Origin of the sequence: Pseudoduganella sp. R-43 (assembly GCF_049913255.1) — a bacterium.
Taxonomy (GTDB): Bacteria; Pseudomonadota; Gammaproteobacteria; order Burkholderiales; family Burkholderiaceae_D; genus Rugamonas.
In genome coordinates this window covers 4,708,294-4,725,528 of sequence record NZ_CP183988.1, presented here as the reverse complement: position 1 = coordinate 4,725,528, position 17,235 = coordinate 4,708,294, and the positions used below count along the sequence as shown (strand labels likewise).

At 62.8% G+C, this 17,235-nt stretch carries 15 protein-coding genes and 3 tRNA genes; 8 read left to right on the top strand and 10 right to left on the bottom strand.

The window, feature by feature from the left end:
* The 7 genes from ACN9M3_RS21270 to ACN9M3_RS21240 all read left to right on the top strand — a co-directional run bounded on the left by ACN9M3_RS21270 (window position 1) and on the right by ACN9M3_RS21240 (window position 4,759).
* Complete coding sequence (locus tag ACN9M3_RS21270) at window positions 1-657, top strand: heme-copper oxidase subunit III family protein (RefSeq protein WP_426162524.1); 657 nt, start codon at window positions 1-3, stop codon at window positions 655-657.
* A gap of 9 nt (window positions 658-666) precedes the next feature.
* Window positions 667-1,002: a cytochrome C oxidase subunit IV family protein gene (locus ACN9M3_RS21265; protein WP_426162523.1), complete on the top strand. Its 336-nt coding sequence runs from the start codon at window positions 667-669 to the stop codon at window positions 1,000-1,002.
* Window positions 1,003-1,041: 39 nt separating this feature from the next.
* Window positions 1,042-1,117 (top strand) — tRNA-Glu (locus ACN9M3_RS21260).
* 29 nt (window positions 1,118-1,146) lie between these two features.
* A tRNA-Glu gene (locus ACN9M3_RS21255) sits at window positions 1,147-1,222 on the top strand.
* Between the two features lie 47 nt (window positions 1,223-1,269).
* On the top strand, window positions 1,270-2,409 hold the full coding sequence (gene earP, locus ACN9M3_RS21250; RefSeq protein WP_426318548.1) for an elongation factor P maturation arginine rhamnosyltransferase EarP: 1,140 nt from the start codon (window positions 1,270-1,272) through the stop codon (window positions 2,407-2,409).
* Window positions 2,410-2,472: 63 nt separating this feature from the next.
* Window positions 2,473-3,048, top strand: coding sequence for an elongation factor P (locus ACN9M3_RS21245; protein ID WP_130311408.1), 576 nt, complete (start codon window positions 2,473-2,475; stop codon window positions 3,046-3,048).
* Between the two features lie 133 nt (window positions 3,049-3,181).
* Window positions 3,182-4,759: an amidase gene (locus ACN9M3_RS21240; RefSeq protein WP_426318547.1), complete on the top strand. Its 1,578-nt coding sequence runs from the start codon at window positions 3,182-3,184 to the stop codon at window positions 4,757-4,759.
* Here the strand turns inward: ACN9M3_RS21240 and dbpA are convergent.
* From dbpA to ACN9M3_RS21200, 8 genes are all read right to left on the bottom strand, one after another.
* Window positions 4,756-6,165 carry an ATP-dependent RNA helicase DbpA gene (gene dbpA / locus ACN9M3_RS21235; RefSeq protein WP_426318546.1) on the bottom strand — a complete coding sequence of 470 codons (1,410 nt, stop codon included), beginning with the start codon at window positions 6,163-6,165 and terminating at the stop codon, window positions 4,756-4,758. The two genes, ACN9M3_RS21240 and dbpA, sit on opposite strands and share 4 nt — an antisense overlap.
* Window positions 6,166-6,168: 3 nt before the next feature.
* Window positions 6,169-6,402 (bottom strand): hypothetical protein, encoded by a 234-nt coding sequence (locus ACN9M3_RS21230; RefSeq protein ID WP_426162519.1) that lies wholly within the window; start codon window positions 6,400-6,402, stop codon window positions 6,169-6,171.
* A gap of 82 nt (window positions 6,403-6,484) precedes the next feature.
* Window positions 6,485-8,140 carry an acid phosphatase gene (locus tag ACN9M3_RS21225; protein WP_426162518.1) on the bottom strand — a complete coding sequence of 552 codons (1,656 nt, stop codon included), beginning with the start codon at window positions 8,138-8,140 and terminating at the stop codon, window positions 6,485-6,487.
* Window positions 8,141-8,185: 45 nt separating this feature from the next.
* Window positions 8,186-8,698 carry a hypothetical protein gene (locus tag ACN9M3_RS21220; RefSeq protein WP_426162517.1) on the bottom strand — a complete coding sequence of 171 codons (513 nt, stop codon included), beginning with the start codon at window positions 8,696-8,698 and terminating at the stop codon, window positions 8,186-8,188.
* A 95-nt stretch (window positions 8,699-8,793) separates the two neighbouring features.
* Window positions 8,794-8,870, bottom strand: a tRNA-Met gene (locus ACN9M3_RS21215).
* Window positions 8,871-8,918: 48 nt separating this feature from the next.
* Complete coding sequence (locus ACN9M3_RS21210; RefSeq protein WP_426318545.1) at window positions 8,919-10,070, bottom strand: methyltransferase; 1,152 nt, start codon at window positions 10,068-10,070, stop codon at window positions 8,919-8,921.
* A gap of 109 nt (window positions 10,071-10,179) precedes the next feature.
* Window positions 10,180-11,187: a hypothetical protein gene (locus ACN9M3_RS21205; protein ID WP_426318544.1), complete on the bottom strand. Its 1,008-nt coding sequence runs from the start codon at window positions 11,185-11,187 to the stop codon at window positions 10,180-10,182.
* A 307-nt stretch (window positions 11,188-11,494) separates the two neighbouring features.
* Entirely contained in the window at window positions 11,495-11,992 is a 498-nt protein-coding gene (locus tag ACN9M3_RS21200; RefSeq protein ID WP_426162513.1) for a putative metalloprotease CJM1_0395 family protein, read from the bottom strand.
* Between the two features lie 93 nt (window positions 11,993-12,085).
* Here ACN9M3_RS21200 and ACN9M3_RS21195 point away from each other — a divergent pair, with 93 nt between their 5' ends.
* Window positions 12,086-12,250: a hypothetical protein gene (locus ACN9M3_RS21195; RefSeq protein WP_426318543.1), complete on the top strand. Its 165-nt coding sequence runs from the start codon at window positions 12,086-12,088 to the stop codon at window positions 12,248-12,250.
* Here ACN9M3_RS21195 and ACN9M3_RS21190 read toward each other — a convergent pair.
* Window positions 12,239-15,976 (bottom strand): AAA family ATPase, encoded by a 3,738-nt coding sequence (locus tag ACN9M3_RS21190; protein WP_426318542.1) that lies wholly within the window; start codon window positions 15,974-15,976, stop codon window positions 12,239-12,241. The genes ACN9M3_RS21195 and ACN9M3_RS21190 overlap by 12 nt on opposite strands.
* Window positions 15,973-17,223, bottom strand: coding sequence for an exonuclease SbcCD subunit D C-terminal domain-containing protein (locus ACN9M3_RS21185; RefSeq protein WP_426318541.1), 1,251 nt, complete (start codon window positions 17,221-17,223; stop codon window positions 15,973-15,975). Before ACN9M3_RS21185 ends, ACN9M3_RS21190 begins: the two co-directional genes overlap by 4 nt.
* Between the last annotated feature and the right edge of the window lie 12 nt (window positions 17,224-17,235).

Sequence of the window (17,235 nt, the reverse complement as noted above, 5' to 3'; positions counted from 1 at the left end):
ATGGATACCGGCACCAATGACTTGAAAGGCTTCGTGTCCGACTGGGCGGGAGACCGCGTCGCGTTCCGCGTCCCATGGGGCAAGGCAATGATGTGGATCTTCCTGCTTAGCGATACCTTCATCTTCGGCACCTTCCTCACAGGCTATATGTCAGTGCGCATGGCCACCACTTCAGCGTGGCCGAATCCCAGCGAAGTATTTTCGCTCACCATTGCCGGAACCAGCTACCCGCTGATCCTGATCGCGATCATGACTTTCGTGCTGATTACCAGTAGCGGCACGATGGCGATGGCGGTGAACTATGGCTATCAGCGCAACCGAAAAATGGCCGCAACGCTGATGCTGGTGACTGCAGGCTTCGGCCTGCTGTTCGTGGGCATGCAGGCTTTCGAGTGGAGCAAGCTGATTCACGAAGGTGTGCGGCCATGGGGCAATCCGATGGGGGCGGCGCAATTCGGGTCGTGTTTCTTCATGATTACCGGCTTCCACGGGCTGCACGTCTCGGCGGGCGTGATCTATTTGTCGATCATCGCGCGGCGTGTGCTGAATGGGCATTATGAGAAAAAGGGTTATGACATCGTCGAGATCACCGGTCTGTATTGGCACTTTGTCGACCTTGTCTGGGTATTCATCTTTGCATTGTTCTATCTCTGGTAGGAGGCCGCCATGTCCGAAGCTACCGCCGCCCATCAACAGCATCCGATTGGGACGTATGTCAAAGTCTGGATATTGCTGTTCGTATTGAGTTTCTTCTCCTACCTGGTGGACTTCTTCCACTTGCAGGGCATGCTGCGCTGGTCGCTGATCCTGATTTTGATGACGCTGAAAGCCGGCTTTATCGTCGCGGTTTTCATGCACATGAAGTGGGAGAGGCTGGCGCTGATCTTCGCGATCACCTTGCCGCCATTGGCGATTCTCGTGCTGGTGGGGATGATGTCGGCGGAGTCACATTACGTGAACACCAATCGCATCGAACACTTCGCCGTTGCGCCCTTGAAATGAGGCTTGCACGCTGATATAATTCGCGCACGCTTTTACGACGTCCCCATCGTCTAGAGGCCTAGGACATCACCCTTTCACGGTGAGTACCGGGGTTCGAATCCCCGTGGGGACGCCAAGTCATTCAAAGCGTAGTGCAAGTCCAGGGTCCCCATCGTCTAGAGGCCTAGGACATCACCCTTTCACGGTGAGTACCGGGGTTCGAATCCCCGTGGGGACGCCACAGATTAGAATGAAGCCGCCTAGTGCGGCTTTTTCGTTTTCCGGCCTATGTCAACTAGCTTGTCCCTCGATCTGTTTTGCAAAGTTGTCGATAACTTCGGCGACATCGGTATTTGCTGGCGCCTGGCGCGCCAACTGCAGCGCGAGCACGGCATCGCCGTCCGGCTGTGGGTTGATGACTTGCGTTCGTTCCAACGCATCTGTCCGCAAGTCGACGTAACCGCCGAGTCGCAACATATTGACGGCATCGCCGTGCGTCACTGGGCTACGCAAGAGGGTGAGTTTGCGTCGGACGATGTGGCGGACATCGTGATCGAATTCTTTGCCTGTGACATCCCGCCTGGCTATATTGCCGCGATGGCGCAGCGCCCGGAGCGCCCGGTGTGGCTGAACCTTGAAGGCTTGAGCGCGGAAGAGTGGGTGGAAGGCTGCCATAGCCTGCCGTCCAAGCATCCGCGCCTGCCGCTGACCAAGTATTTCTTCTTCCCGGGCTTTACTGAAAAAACAGGCGGGCTCTTGTACGAAAAAGACCTTGAAGCCGAGCGCCGCGCCTATATCTCCGATCCCGCTGCCGTACCGGCTTTCTTGTCCTCGCTAGGCGTAACGGGCGCCGAGGCGGCAGCAATGAAGGTGTCGCTGTTCTGCTATCCCTACGCGCCGGTCTTGGAGCTGTTCGCGGCGTGGCGCGGCGGCGAGCAGCAAGTGACTTGCCTGGTGCCGGAAGGCGTGGCGAGTGAAGCTGTAGCAAACTTCCTTGGCCAGCCAGCCGTGCCGGGTACGGTGCGCAGTGAAGGCGCGCTGACTGTGCGCGTGCTGCCGTTTGTGCCGCAACAGGATTACGATAAGCTGCTCTGGTCCTGCGACTTGAACTTCGTGCGTGGCGAAGATTCCTGGGTGCGGGCGCAATGGGCTGGCAAATCCTTCATCTGGCATATTTACGCGCAAGATGAAAACCTGCACCATAAGAAGTTGCGCGCTTTCCTGCAGCGCTATTCGGCAGGCAGTGCGTTCGACGAGTTTTCGCTGTGCTGGAACGGCGCGGCTCAGGGCGACTGGCCAACCTTGTGGAAAGCCCTCGCAGCGGCAATGCCTGAAATTTCGGCAAAGTCGTCGGAATGGCAACAAAAAATCCTGGCAAACGGCGATCTGGCCACGAATTTGACTAATTTTTGTGCATCGCTCAGGTAATACATCAACCCCGTGCTATAATGCACGGTTACTGCAACTCCCCTTAACCGGTATATATTCGCTATGAAATTCGCAAAAGAGATTCGTGTCGGCAACATCATCATGGTTGAAGACAAGCCATTCATCGTTCTGCGTTCCGACGTCAACGGCTCGTCGCGCACTGGCTTCACCTACAAGTGGAAGATGAAAAACCTGCTGACCGGCGCCCCGCTGGAAAACGTGTTCCGCGGCGATGACAAGTTCGACGTGGTCGTTCTGGACAAGAAGCCAGTGACCTACTCGTACTTCGCTGATCCACTGTTCGTGTTCATGGACGAAGAGTACAACCAGTACGAAATCGAAGAAGAGAACATGGGCGAAGCAGTCAACTACCTGAAAGACGGTATGGAATGCGAAGCTGTCTTCTACGACGGCAAGGCAATCTCCGTGGAACTGCCAACCACCATCGCTCGCCAGATCATTTACTCGGAGCCAGCTGTTAAAGGCAACACCTCCGGTAACGTGCTGAAGGAAGCCAAGCTGGAAAACGCCATCGAAGGCCGCAACTTCTCGATCCAGGTGCCGCTGTTCGTGTCCCAGGACGACGTCGTCGAAATCGACACCCGTACCCACGAGTTCAAGAAGGTCGTGCGCGCCTAATTGCAGCAAACTGTTGCAAACGCGCAATAAAAAGCCCGCTGATGCGGGCTTTTTTACTTTTTAACAGTATTAATTGCTTACAACATGCTGGTATTCTACTGGTTTGTGCTTTTCTTGACTGAGGGCGTACCAGATGGATCGAAGGGGGTTCGTGAAGTTGGGGTTGGCTGCCGGCGGGGCAGCTGGTTTGCCGCGTGCGCAGGCGGCGGTGCCGTCCGTGCTTGATGCCGGAGTCCAGCATCAGCAAGGCCTGATGGCCGCCAACAAGCTGACCTCCCATGCGCTTACTTCGCAATACCTGTCCCGGATCAATACGATCGACAAATCGGGCCCCCGCATTAACTCCATCATCGAAATCAATCCTGAGGCGTTGAAGATTGCGCGCGAAATGGATCGTGAGCGCCATCAGCGGCGCGTGCGCGGTCCGCTGCACGGCATTCCGGTGCTCCTGAAAGACAATATCGCGACGGCAGACCGCATGAGCACTACCGCCGGATCGCTGGCGCTTGCCGGTGTCCGGGCAGCACGCGACTCGCACGTGGCGGCGCGTCTGCGCGAAGCGGGCGCGGTCATCATCGGCAAGACCAACCTGAGCGAATGGGCAAATATGCGCTCCAGCCACTCCGTCAGCGGATGGAGTGCGCGCGGCGGCCTGACCCGCAATCCGTATTCGCTGGACCGCAACTGCAGCGGCTCGAGTTCCGGTTCCGGCGCAGCGATTGCCGCCGGGCTGGCGACGCTGGCCGTAGGCACAGAGACCGACGGCTCCATCGTATCGCCCGCATCGATCTGCGGCCTGGTCGGCATCAAGCCGACAATTGGCCTGGTGAGCCGCAGCGGCATCATTCCCATCGCGCACTCCCAGGACACAGCGGGCCCGATGGCGCGCAGCGTTTCGGACGCCGCATTGATGTTGGCCGCGATGGCGGGCATCGACCCAAAGGATCCGGTCACGCAGGATGGCGCCGGCAAGGCTGCCGATTATTCGTCGGCCCTGAAGCGCGATGCCTTACGCGGCAAGCGCCTCGGCGTTGCCCGCAATTTCTTCGGCGGCAGCGATGGCGTCGATGCTGAAATCGAAAAGGCGCTGGAAGCGTTGAAGGCGCAAGGTGCAATCCTGGTCGACGTGCAGGTGCCCAACACGGAGAAGTACGGCGACAGCGAAACCGAAGTGCTGCTGCATGAATTCAAAGTCGACCTCGCGGCCTATTTGCGGGATTACGCGCCAAATGCGAAGGTCAGGAACATGGCCGACCTGATCGCTTTCAACAAGCAGAACGCCAAGCTTGAAATGCCATACTTCGGCCAGGAGTACCTGGAGCGCGCGGAAGCCAAGCCGGGCCTCGACAGCCAGGCCTACCAGGACGCGCTGGCCAACAATCACCGTTATTCGCGAAAAGAGGGCATCGACCTGGTGTTGAAAGCGCACGAACTGGATGCGCTGGTTGCGCCGACCGACAGCACTGCATGGCTGACGGACTTCATTAACGGCGACCACTACGGCAAGAGTTTTTCTTCGCCAGCTGCGGTGGCCGGATATCCGCACATCACCGTGCCTGCGGGCTACGTGCGGGGCCTGCCAGTCGGCTTGTCTTTCGTCGGCACAGCCTTCAGTGAGGCGGCATTGATCGGCATGGCCTACGCTTTCGAGCAGGCGACGATGGTCCGCCGCGCGCCGCAATTCCCCGCCAGCGTTTCGGTCCGTGCTTAAACTTCGATAAATCGCATCTTGAAATTGCGGCCTTTGAAGCTGCCGAAGTCGCCTCCCGGCATGGTGCTGGTGGCCTTCAGTCGCGCGAAGGCGTCGTGGGCGATGCGGCGGTCCAGCGCGACATAAGTCTGGAATTCGGTGACATTGATTTTGCCGACTTGTTCCTTGGTCAGGCCGCCGTCTCCGCACAGCGCGCCCAGCACGTCGCCGGCACGCAGCTTTTCCTTCTTGCCGCCTGCGATGCAGAGCGTCAGCATCGGCGCCGGTTCGGCGTTCACGAATTCGTCTTCAGCCAGCTCCTTGATGTCGTGCCATTCGACGGGCGCGCCCTGGTAGTCTTCAATCAGCTTGACCCACTTCTTCTCGTTCGGCGCGCACAGTGTCAGCGACAAGCCTTTTTCGCCGCCGCGGCCGGTGCGGCCGATGCGGTGGATGTGGACTTCGGTATCGCGCGATACGTCGGCGTTGATGACCGCTTCCAAATTGGCGATGTCGAGGCCGCGCGCGGCGACGTCGGTGGCGATCAGGATCGAGCAGCTGCGGTTGGAGAACAGCACCAGGATTTCGTCGCGTTCGCGCTGTTCCAGTTCGCCGTACAAAGCCAGCGCTGAAAAGCCTTCTGCATGCAGTTCATCCAGCAATTCCTTGCAGTGCACCTTGGTGTTGCAGAAGATGATGGCGGATGCCGGCTGGTAGTGCTTGAGCAGTTTGCCGACCGATTGGTCGCGGTCGTCGAAGCCGATTTCGTAGAAGCGCTGCTCGATCTGGCCGCCGCTGTGCTGTGCTTCCACAGTCACTTCGACCGGATCGTAGAGGAAGGCTTCTGTCGCCTGGCGGATGTCGTCCGGGTAGGTTGCCGAGAACAGCAAGGTCTGACGGCGTTTCGGGCAGGCGCGCACGATGCCGGCGATTTCGTCATAGAAGCCCATGTCCGTCATACGGTCGGCTTCATCCAGCACCAGCATCCGCACATTGGACAGGTCGAGCGATTCGCGCGACAGGTGGTCGCGCACGCGGCCCGGGGTGCCGACCACGATGTGGGCGCCGAATTCCAGCGAGGCGATTTGGGGGCGCATTGGCGTGCCGCCGGTCAGTACCACCACCTTCACGTTCGGCACGCAGCGCGCCAGGCGGCGCAGTTCATTGGCTACCTGGTCGGCTAGTTCGCGGGTGGGGCAGAGCACCAGTCCCTGAACGGCAAACCAGGCGGTATTCAGGTTGCATAGCATGCCGATGCCGAAAGCTGCGGTTTTGCCGCTGCCGGTCTTGGCTTGTACAATGAGGTCGCGGCCCTCGATGATGGATGGAAGGCTTTGCGCCTGGACCTCGGTCATTTCGCGGTAGCCCAGCGAGTCCAGGTTGGCAAGGAGTTTTTCGGACAGTGGCAGGGTAGCGAAAGAGGTCATTTTTTAGTCGCGCCGCCAAATCGGCAGGCCGGTGAGGTCCAGGTTGGGATCATTCTGCCAGATTGGCAGGCCGCTGGCGTCGGTTGGCCCGAGTTCGCCCAGCAAGTCGAGTTGTTCCTGTTTGCGCGGAGAGCGGCGCACACGCGGCGGCGGCGGAAGCTTGGCTTCCGGCGCCATCGGCTCGGCAGGCTCGAAGCCTGGCAGGTCGATTGTCGCGTTGTCTTTTTTATCTCTCATTATCCGTCGCAGAAAACAAAAGCCCGGCTGAAACAGTCGGGCTTCCTTTTAGAACCGGCGAATTGTAACACGGGCAACCATGTCAACGGAAGGCGAGGGCTCCCGTCAGGTCACCCGGCGGCAAGGCGCCGCGATCGGCGAAGGCCTTGTTGCGCTCGGCCAGGCCTTCCAGCAACGGCAGGCCATGCAGGCGGGTGATGAAGCGCAGGATCGAGGTGGTGTCGTAGAAGCTGTGGTCCACCGTCGACTTCTTGGCGAACGGAGACACGATGATGGCCGGGATGCGCGAACCCGGGCCCCAGCGGTCGCCCTTCGGCGGCGCCACGTGGTCCCACCAGCCGCCGTTTTCGTCGAATGTCACCACCACCACCATGTTTTCCCACTGTGGCGATTTCTTCAGGTGCTCCAGCACGTTGACGATGTGCTGGTCGCCGGACTCGATATCCGAGTAGCCGGCATGAAGGTTCAGGTTGCCCTGCGGCTTGTAGAAGCTTACCGCCGGCAGCTTGCCTGCCACCACATCGGCCAGGAACTTGTTCGAAATCGGGCTGTCACCCAGGCCGCCGTCTCGGATGTGGGCGGCGCGTTGCGCGCTGCCAGGCGCGAAGCTGGCGAAGTAATTGAACGGCTGGTGGTGGTACTGGAAATTCGGCTTGGTGCCGCCGCCCTTGTGGTCGAGCGCAGCCTGGAATGCGCCGCCGTACCAGGCCCAGCTCACGCCCTTGCGCGAAAGCAGGTCGCCGATGGTGTCGTATGTTTGCGGCGGCAGGTAGGCCGGGTCTTCCGGATTGGCGTGCAGGGGATCGCCGCCGGGCGCGGGGCGAACAAAGCTTGGCTGGTACGGCGGAGCCATGGTGTTGACAGCGAAACCATCCGGGGTGATAGCGCCGTCATTCACGTAATGCGGCCGGCCTTCCAGTGCGGATTTCGGACTCTTTGGATCAAGGGCCAGGGTGTGGCCGGTCGGGCCATCGGACAGCACCGCGATCTTGCGCTTGGCCGGGCTATTGGCTGCATTCGGGTACACCGGGCAGCGGCCCGAGACCAGGAACTGGTGGTTCAGGTAGGAGCCGCCGAAAGCCGCCATGAAGAAGTTGTCGCACAAGGTGTACTGGCGGGCCACCTGCCACAGGCCGAGGTTCTTTTCCATCTCGCCGTAGTAGCCCATCACCATGCCGCCGGTATTGCCCCAGGCGACGAAGCTATCGTTCTTGCCGCCGTTGATCTGCATCTGGTTCTGGTAGAACAGGTGCCACAGGTCGCGCGTGATGACCGATTCCGGCAGCGGCTTGCCTTCGGCGTCGACCAGCTTGAATGGTGCGTTCGGCAGGCCGGTCAGCTGGTCCTCTTTGAGTTCGTAACGCTTGCCGGCGATATCCTGCGGTACTGGCACCAGGCCGCCCCAGACTTTCGGGAGTGTCGGCAGGATGCTGCCATCGTAGTCGCGCTGCTGGTAGTCGGCTGGCTTCAGCGCCGACATTGGCGAAGCAAGGCCGGGGAAATCGGCGAACAGGTTGTTGAAACTGCGGTTCTCCAGGTAGATCACCACCACGTTCTTGACGTTGGCCTGCAGCTTGTCGTCCAGCGACATGGCCTTGGCTGGCTGTGTCGATTTCACCGCCGGAGCTGCAGTCACGCCGGGCAGGCTGGCGGCAAGGCCGGCGGCGCCGGCTGCCTGGAAGATGCGGCGGCGCGCAGGGCTGGCTGGCAGGTCTTTTGAAGTGTCTTTTTGGTTCACGCGTTGCTCCTTGCGGTTCTGTCGCGTGCAATTGTGACAGCTCGACTACAAAAATGCGAGAACCCCGCGCTGGTAGGTTTCGCGCACTTCGGCGATGGGCTGCCGGGAGGCGGAGTACAGTACCGCGGCATGTTCAAACAGCGCGGTTGGCGAATGCAGCATGGTGCTGGAGAAGGTGCGGCGATAAGGCGCCAATGGCCGCACCACTTTGCCGAACGGCGCGTCGGTTTCGTCCAGCAGGCGATTCATCTCCGGCGTCAGGCGGCTGGGAACGTACCAGTTATCCGCTTCGGAAAACAGGTGTGCGCCACAGTAAAGCTGTACGCGGCGATATTTGATTTCGGCGCTCGTTACGCCCAGCCGGGCAAGGGTTTCTGCGGCCGCAGGTTTATCCGTGCCGCGCACCAGGCGGGCCACGATCTTCGGTTCGGCCGCCATAGCATGGTCGGCACACCATTTTTCCAGGGTCAGCGTGGCGCTGTCGGCGGCCAGGATATCGGCGCTGAGCTTTTGGGCGAGAATGTCGGCCTGCTTGCCAGGGCTGGCGCAGGCAGCCAAGAAGAGGACTGGGATCCAGCGTAAGCACGTTGACATCTGCATTGGCGCACCCGGAAATGAAAAAAGCCGTTGCAAAGGCAACGGCTTTTTGAATCTGGTTGCGGGGACAGGATTTGAACCTGTGACCTTCGGGTTATGAGCCCGACGAGCTGCCAGACTGCTCCACCCCGCGTCTGAGGCAAGCATTATAGCTCACACATTTCGGTTCCGCAAGGTCGATTTATGCGATTCCCAGGCGCCAGAGAGAAGTAATCTCTGACGAGCGGGCGGCATGGAGCGGGTCGCTGGCGTCGCTGGCTTTCGGATGGACTGGGCGCGCGTCGAGGCGGCCCAGCACTATCAGGCCGGCAGCGGCGATCCATTCTTCCAGTTCCGCGCGCGAACGCAGGCCGAGGTGCTCGGCCAGGTCGGACAGAATCAGCCAACCTTCGCCGTTTGGCGCCAGGTGGGCCTTCAGGCCGGACAGGAAGCCGCGCAGCATGCGGCTGTCAGGATCGTAGACAGCATGCTCCACCGAGGAGTTAGGGCGGGCCGGCACCCAAGGCGGATTACAGACCACCAGCGGCGCCTGGCCGGGAGGGAACAAATCTGCCTCCAGCAGTTCGACCTGGTCGTCCAGCATCAGGCGGGAAAGGTTGTCGCGGGCGCAACTGAGGGCACGCTTGTCCATATCAGTGGCGATCACGTGCTTCACACCGCGCTTGGCCAGCACAGCGGACAGCACGCCGGTACCCGCGCCGATATCGAAAGCCAGCTCCAAAGCGCCTTTCGGCAGCGGAGCATCGGCCACAAGCTGCACATACTCCCCGCGCACAGGCGAAAACACGCCGTAATGCGGGTGGATACGTTCGCCCAGCGCAGCCACCGGCACGCCAGCCTTGCGCCACTCGTGGGCTCCGATAAGGCCTTGCAGCTCGCGCAGGGAAATCACGAAGGCATCTTCGCCACGGCCATAAGCCTCGTTGCAGGCCAACGCCACGTCAGGTGCGCGGCGCAAGGGAATGCGGTAGCCGGGTTCGAAAGGGACCAGTAGCATGGCCAGCGTGCGGGCGCGCTGCGACTGGGCTTGGCGGTGCAGGTGGAAGGCCTCGGTGGCGCTGGCCGGTGTTTTTGCGGGGGCGACCTTGCGGCCCTTGCCGCCTTTGGCTTTCTTATGGTCGGCGCGACGGGCCAGCGCTTGCAGCAATTGGCGCGCGTTCTGGAAATCGCCGCGCCACAGCAGGGCGGTGCCTTCGCAGGCGAGGCGATAGGCGACGTCGGCGTTCATGGTGTCGTCTGCGACCTGCACGCGCTTGGGCGGCGGATTGCCCGATTCGGAATGCCAGCGCGCAGAGCGCGTCTCGCCTTGTTCAGTCCAGTGGATTTCTTGCATAGTGGCTTTTCTAATGAAATTCGGGGTCAGGTCTGGCAATCGGACATTTTGTCCGATTGCCAGACCTGACCCCGAATTTCAATTCAGGAGGCAGCCATTATACGCGGGCTCAGGCTGCTGGCGGTTCTTCAGGGGCCGGGGCGATGGCTGGCGCTGGCGGGTCAATCGGGGCGGCGGCGGCTTCCGGTGGATCGATATCGGTTGCCGGTGGGTCAATGTCGGTCGCAGGTGGGTCAATGTCGGTCGCCGGTGGATCGATGTCGTCGCTCGGCGGGTCGATTTCGCCATTACGCGCGGCCTGGCGGGCGGCGTTGGCGGCATGCGCCAGTTCCGCAGCCTGGCCCGGCTCGGATTGCAGCCGGCCGTAAGCCTTGGCCTTTTCGCTGGCGTTAGCTGGCAGGTAGGTATCCAGTGGCGATTCCGCATCGACCAGCTTGAGCAGGCGCATGGTCAGGTTGCCGGCGTCGCTCTCCTGGCCTTGTTCGTTCTGCTGCTTGAGCGTGGCGCTGATATTGCGGTCCATCAGGCGGAACAGGTCGGCCAGGCTGCCAGGGAAGTCGATGTCCGGGAATTCTACTTCCGGCAATGGCATGGCAGGGTTCTGGTCGGCTTGATCCTTGCGGCGCGATGGCACGTTGGATGCCGCGCCGGCGGTCATCGTGGCTTCGTACTGGATTTCCACTTCAAAGCTCAGCTTGCGGCCGTCGGCGGTGGTGATGGTGCCTTTGCCGAGGAAGTGGGAGTTTTCGTTCAGGCTGAAGCCAAGGGCATCGGCTACGCCATCGGCACCTTCGGCATGCAGTGCGCCGGCAGCGAAACTGGCATTCGATTCCAGCGCGACGGAGTCGAAGGAAATCTTGGCGCCCTTGGCATTGTCGCCGAGTAAATTTTTGGCAAAGCTGCCGATCAGGCTCTGTGCCATGTCGACGGTTCTGTTGCCCAACTGGTCGACGCGCTTTTGCAGGTCGACCGCGTTGCTGGACAGCGAAACCGCGCTATCTGCATTCACGTCCCTCACAGCATTGGCGCGCGAAGGCTTGCTTTCCGCCTGCGAAGTGGCAGGGGACAAGGAAGTGTTCTGGTACTGGCGTGGGCCGATGGAGTTGAGAGGGTTCATGATAGGAAACCTTTTAGGGGTACTACCCCTGATACGGCAAGTTTCTGGATTTCTTGAGGATTATCAATGGTGATGAGTCCACAAGCCGTTTGACTCCAGGTAGGACTTGACCGCTTCCGGGGCGCCGGTGGCGTGCAGTTTCACTTCCCCGCAGGTGCAGACACCATAGTACGGCGTAATGTGCGAGCACGCAGAAGTTTTCTGCAATGCAACCTTAACTGCTTTGCTGCATTTTGCGCATTTGAAAGTGAGGGTGCGTGGGGCTTTCAGGAACATGGCCTAGACTCCGGGCAAAAGAACGATTTTATCAGGCAAAGATATCAATCGTTGCTTGCTTTTCGGAAAGACCGTAGGCATGCTGGACTGTTTGTTGCTTCGCCGAAAGCTCGGCCTGGGCTTGCAGCGCCATCTGGCCGGCGCGCGCGGCCACGCTGCGGTCCTGGCCGGACGGGTCGGCCGGTGCCAGCGCCGCCGCCTGCACCTGGCGCGCCTTGTCGATGGTTTCTTCGGGCGTGCGGCCGGGCGAGGTGTCGATATTGACTTCGCCGCCCACGGCATAATTCACGCCGTCCGGACCGCGTTGGTAGGTGTAAGTGGCGCCTGAGGTGGCCAGGCTGCCGGCGGCGGCAAGGTGGGCCTGCTCATGCTGGCGCACCTTGAGGTCGCTCGCCTTGAGCTGGTCGATTTTTGCCTGGTCTTCGGGGGAATATTGCTGCTGGGTCGATTCGCTGCGCGTAGCGCTGCGCGCAGGTGCGCTTGCCTGCGGCGCGTAGCTGCCCGACGATGATATGGCGCCGATTCCCATTTACACATCATAACAAATTGGCAGGCGCTTTCCGTCAACTGGCGGCCACTTCTTGCGTTGAAGGAGTGACCGTCATGCCGATGGAGGTTTACGATGGAAAAGTCCAGGCAACCAAGCAAGGAAGCAGTGCGCAACTGGCTGCAGTCGCGCCAGGAGGAACGCCGTCCCTTGCCCGACCCGCAACAGATCCGCCGCGAACTCGGTTGGGAAATGGTGCGCGTCAAGCAGGACCAGCGCACCTTGCGCTTAGCTGACTGAGACTGCGCTGCGGCCGCTGGTTGCGGGCTGCACCGCGATCCGGGTAGAGATCCGTTCGGTCATTTCCTGCACGTGGGAGATCACGCCCACTTTTCTCCCCATCGATTGCAAACCATCCAGCGCGTCCATGGCGACGCGCAGGGTTTCCGCATCCAGGCTGCCGAAGCCTTCGTCGATGAACAGCGATTCCACCCGCACGCGGTTGGACGAGAGCGAAGCCAGGCCGAGCGCCATGGCCAGCGATACCAGGAACGATTCGCCGCCAGAGAGCGAGTGCACGGAGCGTTTTTCATCGCCCATGTGCAGGTCGCGCACCAGCAGTCCAAGCGAAGGCTGGGCGGGGTTGTCGATGCGTTCGAGCTGGTAGCGCGGCGCCAGTTGCGACAGGTGGGCGTTGGCGTAGCCGATCAACACGTCCAGCGTGAATTGCTGGGCGTAGTTGCGGAACTTCTTGCCGTCGGCCGAGCCGATCAGCTCACTCAGTTGCGCCCAGCGGCGTTCCGTTTCCTGCTGGCGCGCGATGTCGGCCAGCAGGGCTTCTGCGGCTTGGCGGCGGTCGTCGTCCTGCGCCAGTTGCAGCTTGAGGGCGGCGGCATGGTCGTGCGCTCGCTTGCGCTGTTCCTGCAGGGCCGCCAGGGCCTGTTCCAGTTCGGCAGCGCTGCGTTGCTCGCCTTCGGGCGCGCCGGCCAGGTGTTCGGCGTGTTGCGCTTCGCGTTCGGCTTGCACTGCATTGGCGGATGCCAGTGCCTGGTCGATCGCCTGCAGGAAGATGCGTTCGTCGCGGATCGCCTGCTGGGAGTGGGCGAGCAGGGCGCGCAGTGCTTCCAGGCTTTCGATGCCCAGGGGCTGGTTGTCGGTGAGCCAGGCTTGCAGGCGGGCGGCGGCATTTTCCGCGGCGGCGTCCAGTGCGGTGAGGCGTTGCCTGGCCTGCACGTGGATTTCGTCGGCGCGGGTACGCTGCTGGGCGGCCTGCTGGGCCGATTCCTGGCGCGCTTGCAGGGCGGTGCGGGCGGCGTCGATTGTCGCGCGCAATTCGGATTCCACTTCGCGCACTGGGCGGCCTTGCCAGAGCCCCTGGCGTTCGGCGGCCGCGGCGTCGCGTGCGGCGCACGCTGCTTCGGCAGCGGCCTGCGTGGCGAGGGCTTCGGCAGCGCAGCGTTCCTGGGCGGCGCGCAAGGACTGCACCTCGATGGACAGGGCGGCAATTGCGCTGCTGCGCTCATCCGCGGACTGGCGTTGCGCCTGCCATTGCCTGCATTCGCGCGCGCGCTGCTCGTGGAAGCGCGCCGGGCTTTCCTTCCATTCGTCTTGCCAGCCGTCGCGTGCCAACGGGGCGTCAAGCTGGTCGAGCAGGTCGGCAATTTGCAGGGCGGTGTCGATACGCTGCTGGTCCAGGGCCTTGTGCTGCGCTTCGGCCTGGGCCAGGGCGGCTTGGGCTGCGGACAGGGCCTGCTGGTGGCGACTGCAATCGGCGTTTGCCTGTTCACAGGCAGTTTGCGCGACCTCGCGGACGCGGGCGGCCTGGCGGTGGGACTGTTCCTGGCCTTCCAGGGCGTGCAATGCCGATTGCAGCGCCTCCGCATGCGCGGCGAGCCAGCCGGTATTGTCCTCGTCGCCGCCAGCTTGGCCGGCGTGTTCCGCCAGGGCGGCGCGCGCAGCTTGCCAGCGGGGCTGGACGTTGGCCAGCGTGTTGCCGATGCTGTGCTGCTCGACGCCGATAGCCGCCAACTGTTCAATGCTGGACTGGAGGCGGGCCTGCTGCTCGGCCTCGTGCTTGACATTGCGCTGCAGCTTGTCGCGGCAGTCGTGCACTTCGGCCAGCAGTTGCGCCAGCATGGCGTGCAGCGGGCCATCCTCGTTCCGGTATGGATGCTGATGCGAGCCGCAAACCGGGCAGGGGCAGTCGTCCTGCAGCGTGGCACGCAGCTTTTCGACGCTTTCGCCGGTGGCCGCTTCGGCCAGTTTCAGCGAGCGTTCGGCCTGCGCCGAGGCGGCGAACAATGCGGCGTTGGCTTGGCGGGCAGCGGCGGCTTCGGCTTCGGCACTGTCGCGGGCAGCCTGCAGTAAAGCACTGCGCGTCGCCAGGTCCTGCTGGCGGGTGCCGAGCTGCGCCAGCTCTTGCCAGGCGGCGTTTGCTTCGGCCAGCAGCATGCGGCGCCGGTCGAGGTGCTGGCGCTGCCGGGCGTTACTGTCGGCATCGATGCCTGCCAGCGCTTTCGTGGCCAGCTCGCGCTGCGATTCGGCCTGGCGCAAACGCTCGGTGGCGGCAGCGAAGCCGTTGCGCGCCTGGTGTTCGTCCTGTCGCTGGCGGGCGGCGGTTTGCTGCACGGCGGCCAGCGCTTGCGAGTGTTTATCGGCGCGGTCGGCTTGCTGGCCGGCCTGCGCAAACAGCACATCCCAGCGCGCCCAGTCGCGGGCCAGCGCCGACCAGTGCTGGTGCGCGGCCAGCCATTGTTCGCAATCGTGCTGCTCGTCGGCGAGGGCCTGTTGCTGCGCTTCGCGTGCGGCCAGGGCGGTGCGTGCCGCGGCGTCGGCCTGGGCTGAGGCGTCGCGGGCGCTGGCAGCCTGGGTGACGGCCGACTGCAACGATTCCAGGCGCACATCGAGTACTTTCGCCTGGTCCAGCAGCGGCACCGCGTCCTGCTGCGCGCCTTCGGCCGCGGCCAGCGCGGCGCCGGCCTGATGGACATCGCCGCCCAGCACTTCCAGTGCCAGGCGAGTGCGTTCGGCTTCCTGCTCTGCGAGGGAAATCGCCGCTTGAGTGGCGGCGCGTTCGGCTGCAAGGCGGACCACTTCATCGTCCAGTGCGCGCGCCGGTTGCACGGCATCCAGTTGCGCCAGCATCGCGCGGCGCGGCGCTGCGGCGTCGGAATCCTGCTGTCGTTGCTGGAGCTGTTCGCGAGCCTGCTGTGCCGCCGCGGCCAGGCGTTCGGCTTGCTGGTGCCAGCGCAGTTCGGCTTCCAGCGTTGCGACGCGCCGGGCCGCGGCGTGCAGCGCTGTTTCGGCAGCTTCGGCCTGGGTGACGATTGCGGCGCGTTGATCCGGCGACAATGGTTGCTGGTTCGCCAGTCCTGCGCTGAGGGCCTTCAAAGCCAGTTCCTCGGCACGCCAGCGTTCAAAAGCACGCTTTGAGATTTCGCTATAGATGCCGCTGCCGGTCAGGGTCTCCAGCAGGGCGCCGCGCTCGTCGTCCCGGGCCTTGAGAAAGGCCGAGAACTCGTTCTGCGCCAGCAGCACGGCGCGCGTGAACTGCTCGAAGCTCAAGCCGATGCGCTGCACGATTTCCGCCATGACCTCGGTCTTTTTGTGGCCCAGCGGCTGCAGTCCCGGCAGCTTGTGCAGCGTCATGCTCGTTGGCTGCAAAGCGCCGGCGGCCTTGGTGCGGGCGCGCCAGACGTTCCAGCGCGCGCGATAGGATGCGCCATCGTTGCCGACGAAGTCGACTTCGGCCCAGCCTTCGGCGGCGCCGCGGCGCAGCAAGGTGCGCGGGTCTTGCGACGACACCGGGTCGCCGACGTCGGGCGTCTTGCCGTCCGCCTTATGCAGGCGCGGGGTGTCGTCGTATAGCGCCAGGCACAGGGCGTCGAGCAGGGTGCTCTTGCCGGCTCCGGTCGGGCCGCTGATGGCGAACAGGCCCGCGTCGGAGAGCGGCTGGGCGGTGAAGTCGACGCAGAACTCGTCGGCCAGCGAGGCAAGATTCTTGCCGGCGATGCGCAGGACTCTCATGGCTGCACCAGTTCCGCAAAGGCTGCCAGTTGTTCGGCGGGCGCTTCGGCGCCATAGCGTTGCTGGTAGAGGCGCCTGAAGATCTCGTCCGGCTGCAGGGTAGCCAACTGGTCGAGCGACAAGGCGGCTTCTTCAAAGGAAGCGCGGGCGGCGCTCGAAGTCTCGATTTTCGCCAGGCGGACAGGCTTGCCTTGCAGCGCTTCTTCGACGGCGGCGCGCAGGCCGGGCTCCGGCGCGGTGAGCTTGATGCGAACTTCGAGCAGCGGCTGCTGTTCCAATGGCGCTTCCGGCAGGTCGATGGCGGCCAGTGCGGCTTTCACCTCTTCCAGCGTGGCCGGCTTTTCCGGCACGCGCAGCAACTGCACGGCACGCGGGACCGGCAGGACGCTTATTTCCGCCACCTGGGCGCCTTCCAGGTCGATACGCAGGACCTGGTGCTGGTAGCCCGTTTCGGCAAAGGACAGCGGAATCGGGCTGCCGCAGTAGCGGATATGCGCATGCGGGCCGACTTGCTGGGCAAGATGCAGGTGACCCAGTGCCGCGTAGGCAATCGGCGGCGGGAAGATGCCGGTGGGGAGCATCTCCGTGCCGCCAATGACGATGCGGCGCTCGGATTCGGCCGACATGGTGCCGTTGACCATATGGCAGTGGCCCATTGCGACAATCGCCTGGCCTTCGGCGGCGCGGGCGCTGGCCAGTTCCAGCGCCTGGCGGTACAGTTCCGCGATGCCGGAAAGATAGGGATCGGGCTGCGGCGCGGCGTCCTCTCCGGTGGCGGCTTGCACGGCCGGCAAGCGCGGCACGTCGCCATGGCGCAGGAAGGGAACGGCCAGAACCCAGGCCGCCACGGCGCCGTTTTTCCCTGTCAGCGGCACCAGCATGCGTTCCATGTCGATATTGCCGTCCGCGTCGCGGTGCGGGTAGCCGACCACGGTGGTGCCGTGCACCTCCAGCAAAGGGCCGGGAGCTTCAAGGCGGCCGGGAGAGTCGTGATTGCCTGCAATGACGACAATGTCAAGCTGCGGCGCGCGGGCGCGGGCTTGCTGAAGGAAGCCGTAAAGCTGGCGCTGCGAGGCCGCAGACGGATTGGCGTTGTCGAAAATATCGCCGGCCACCAGCAAGGCATCGACTTGTTCGGACACGATGGTGTCCAGCAGCCAGTCCAGGAAGCGCTGGTGCTCGTAGTGGCGGTCAAAATTATGCAGCGACTGGCCAAGGTGCCAGTCGGAAGTGTGCAGCAGGCGCATGAAATGTAAAGC

Bases quoted from the DNA above. Each gene is read 5' to 3' on its own strand.
- ACN9M3_RS21205 (WP_426318544.1), bottom strand. From the start codon at position 11,187: ATGAACCCTCTCAACTCCATCGGCCCACGCCAGTACCAGAACACTTCC.
- ACN9M3_RS21240 (WP_426318547.1), top strand. From the start codon at position 3,182: ATGGATCGAAGGGGGTTCGTGAAGTTGGGGTTGGCTGCCGGCGGGGCA.
- ACN9M3_RS21265 (WP_426162523.1), top strand. From the start codon at position 667: ATGTCCGAAGCTACCGCCGCCCATCAACAGCATCCGATTGGGACGTAT.
- ACN9M3_RS21190 (WP_426318542.1), bottom strand. From the start codon at position 15,976: ATGAGAGTCCTGCGCATCGCCGGCAAGAATCTTGCCTCGCTGGCCGAC.
- ACN9M3_RS21210 (WP_426318545.1), bottom strand. From the start codon at position 10,070: ATGCAAGAAATCCACTGGACTGAACAAGGCGAGACGCGCTCTGCGCGC.
- ACN9M3_RS21185 (WP_426318541.1), bottom strand. From the start codon at position 17,223: ATGCGCCTGCTGCACACTTCCGACTGGCACCTTGGCCAGTCGCTGCAT.
- ACN9M3_RS21195 (WP_426318543.1), top strand. From the start codon at position 12,086: ATGGAAAAGTCCAGGCAACCAAGCAAGGAAGCAGTGCGCAACTGGCTG.
- ACN9M3_RS21245 (WP_130311408.1), top strand. From the start codon at position 2,473: ATGAAATTCGCAAAAGAGATTCGTGTCGGCAACATCATCATGGTTGAA.
- ACN9M3_RS21200 (WP_426162513.1), bottom strand. From the start codon at position 11,992: ATGGGAATCGGCGCCATATCATCGTCGGGCAGCTACGCGCCGCAGGCA.
- dbpA (WP_426318546.1), bottom strand. From the start codon at position 6,165: ATGACCTCTTTCGCTACCCTGCCACTGTCCGAAAAACTCCTTGCCAAC.
- earP (WP_426318548.1), top strand. From the start codon at position 1,270: ATGTCAACTAGCTTGTCCCTCGATCTGTTTTGCAAAGTTGTCGATAAC.
- ACN9M3_RS21230 (WP_426162519.1), bottom strand. From the start codon at position 6,402: ATGAGAGATAAAAAAGACAACGCGACAATCGACCTGCCAGGCTTCGAG.
- ACN9M3_RS21270 (WP_426162524.1), top strand. From the start codon at position 1: ATGGATACCGGCACCAATGACTTGAAAGGCTTCGTGTCCGACTGGGCG.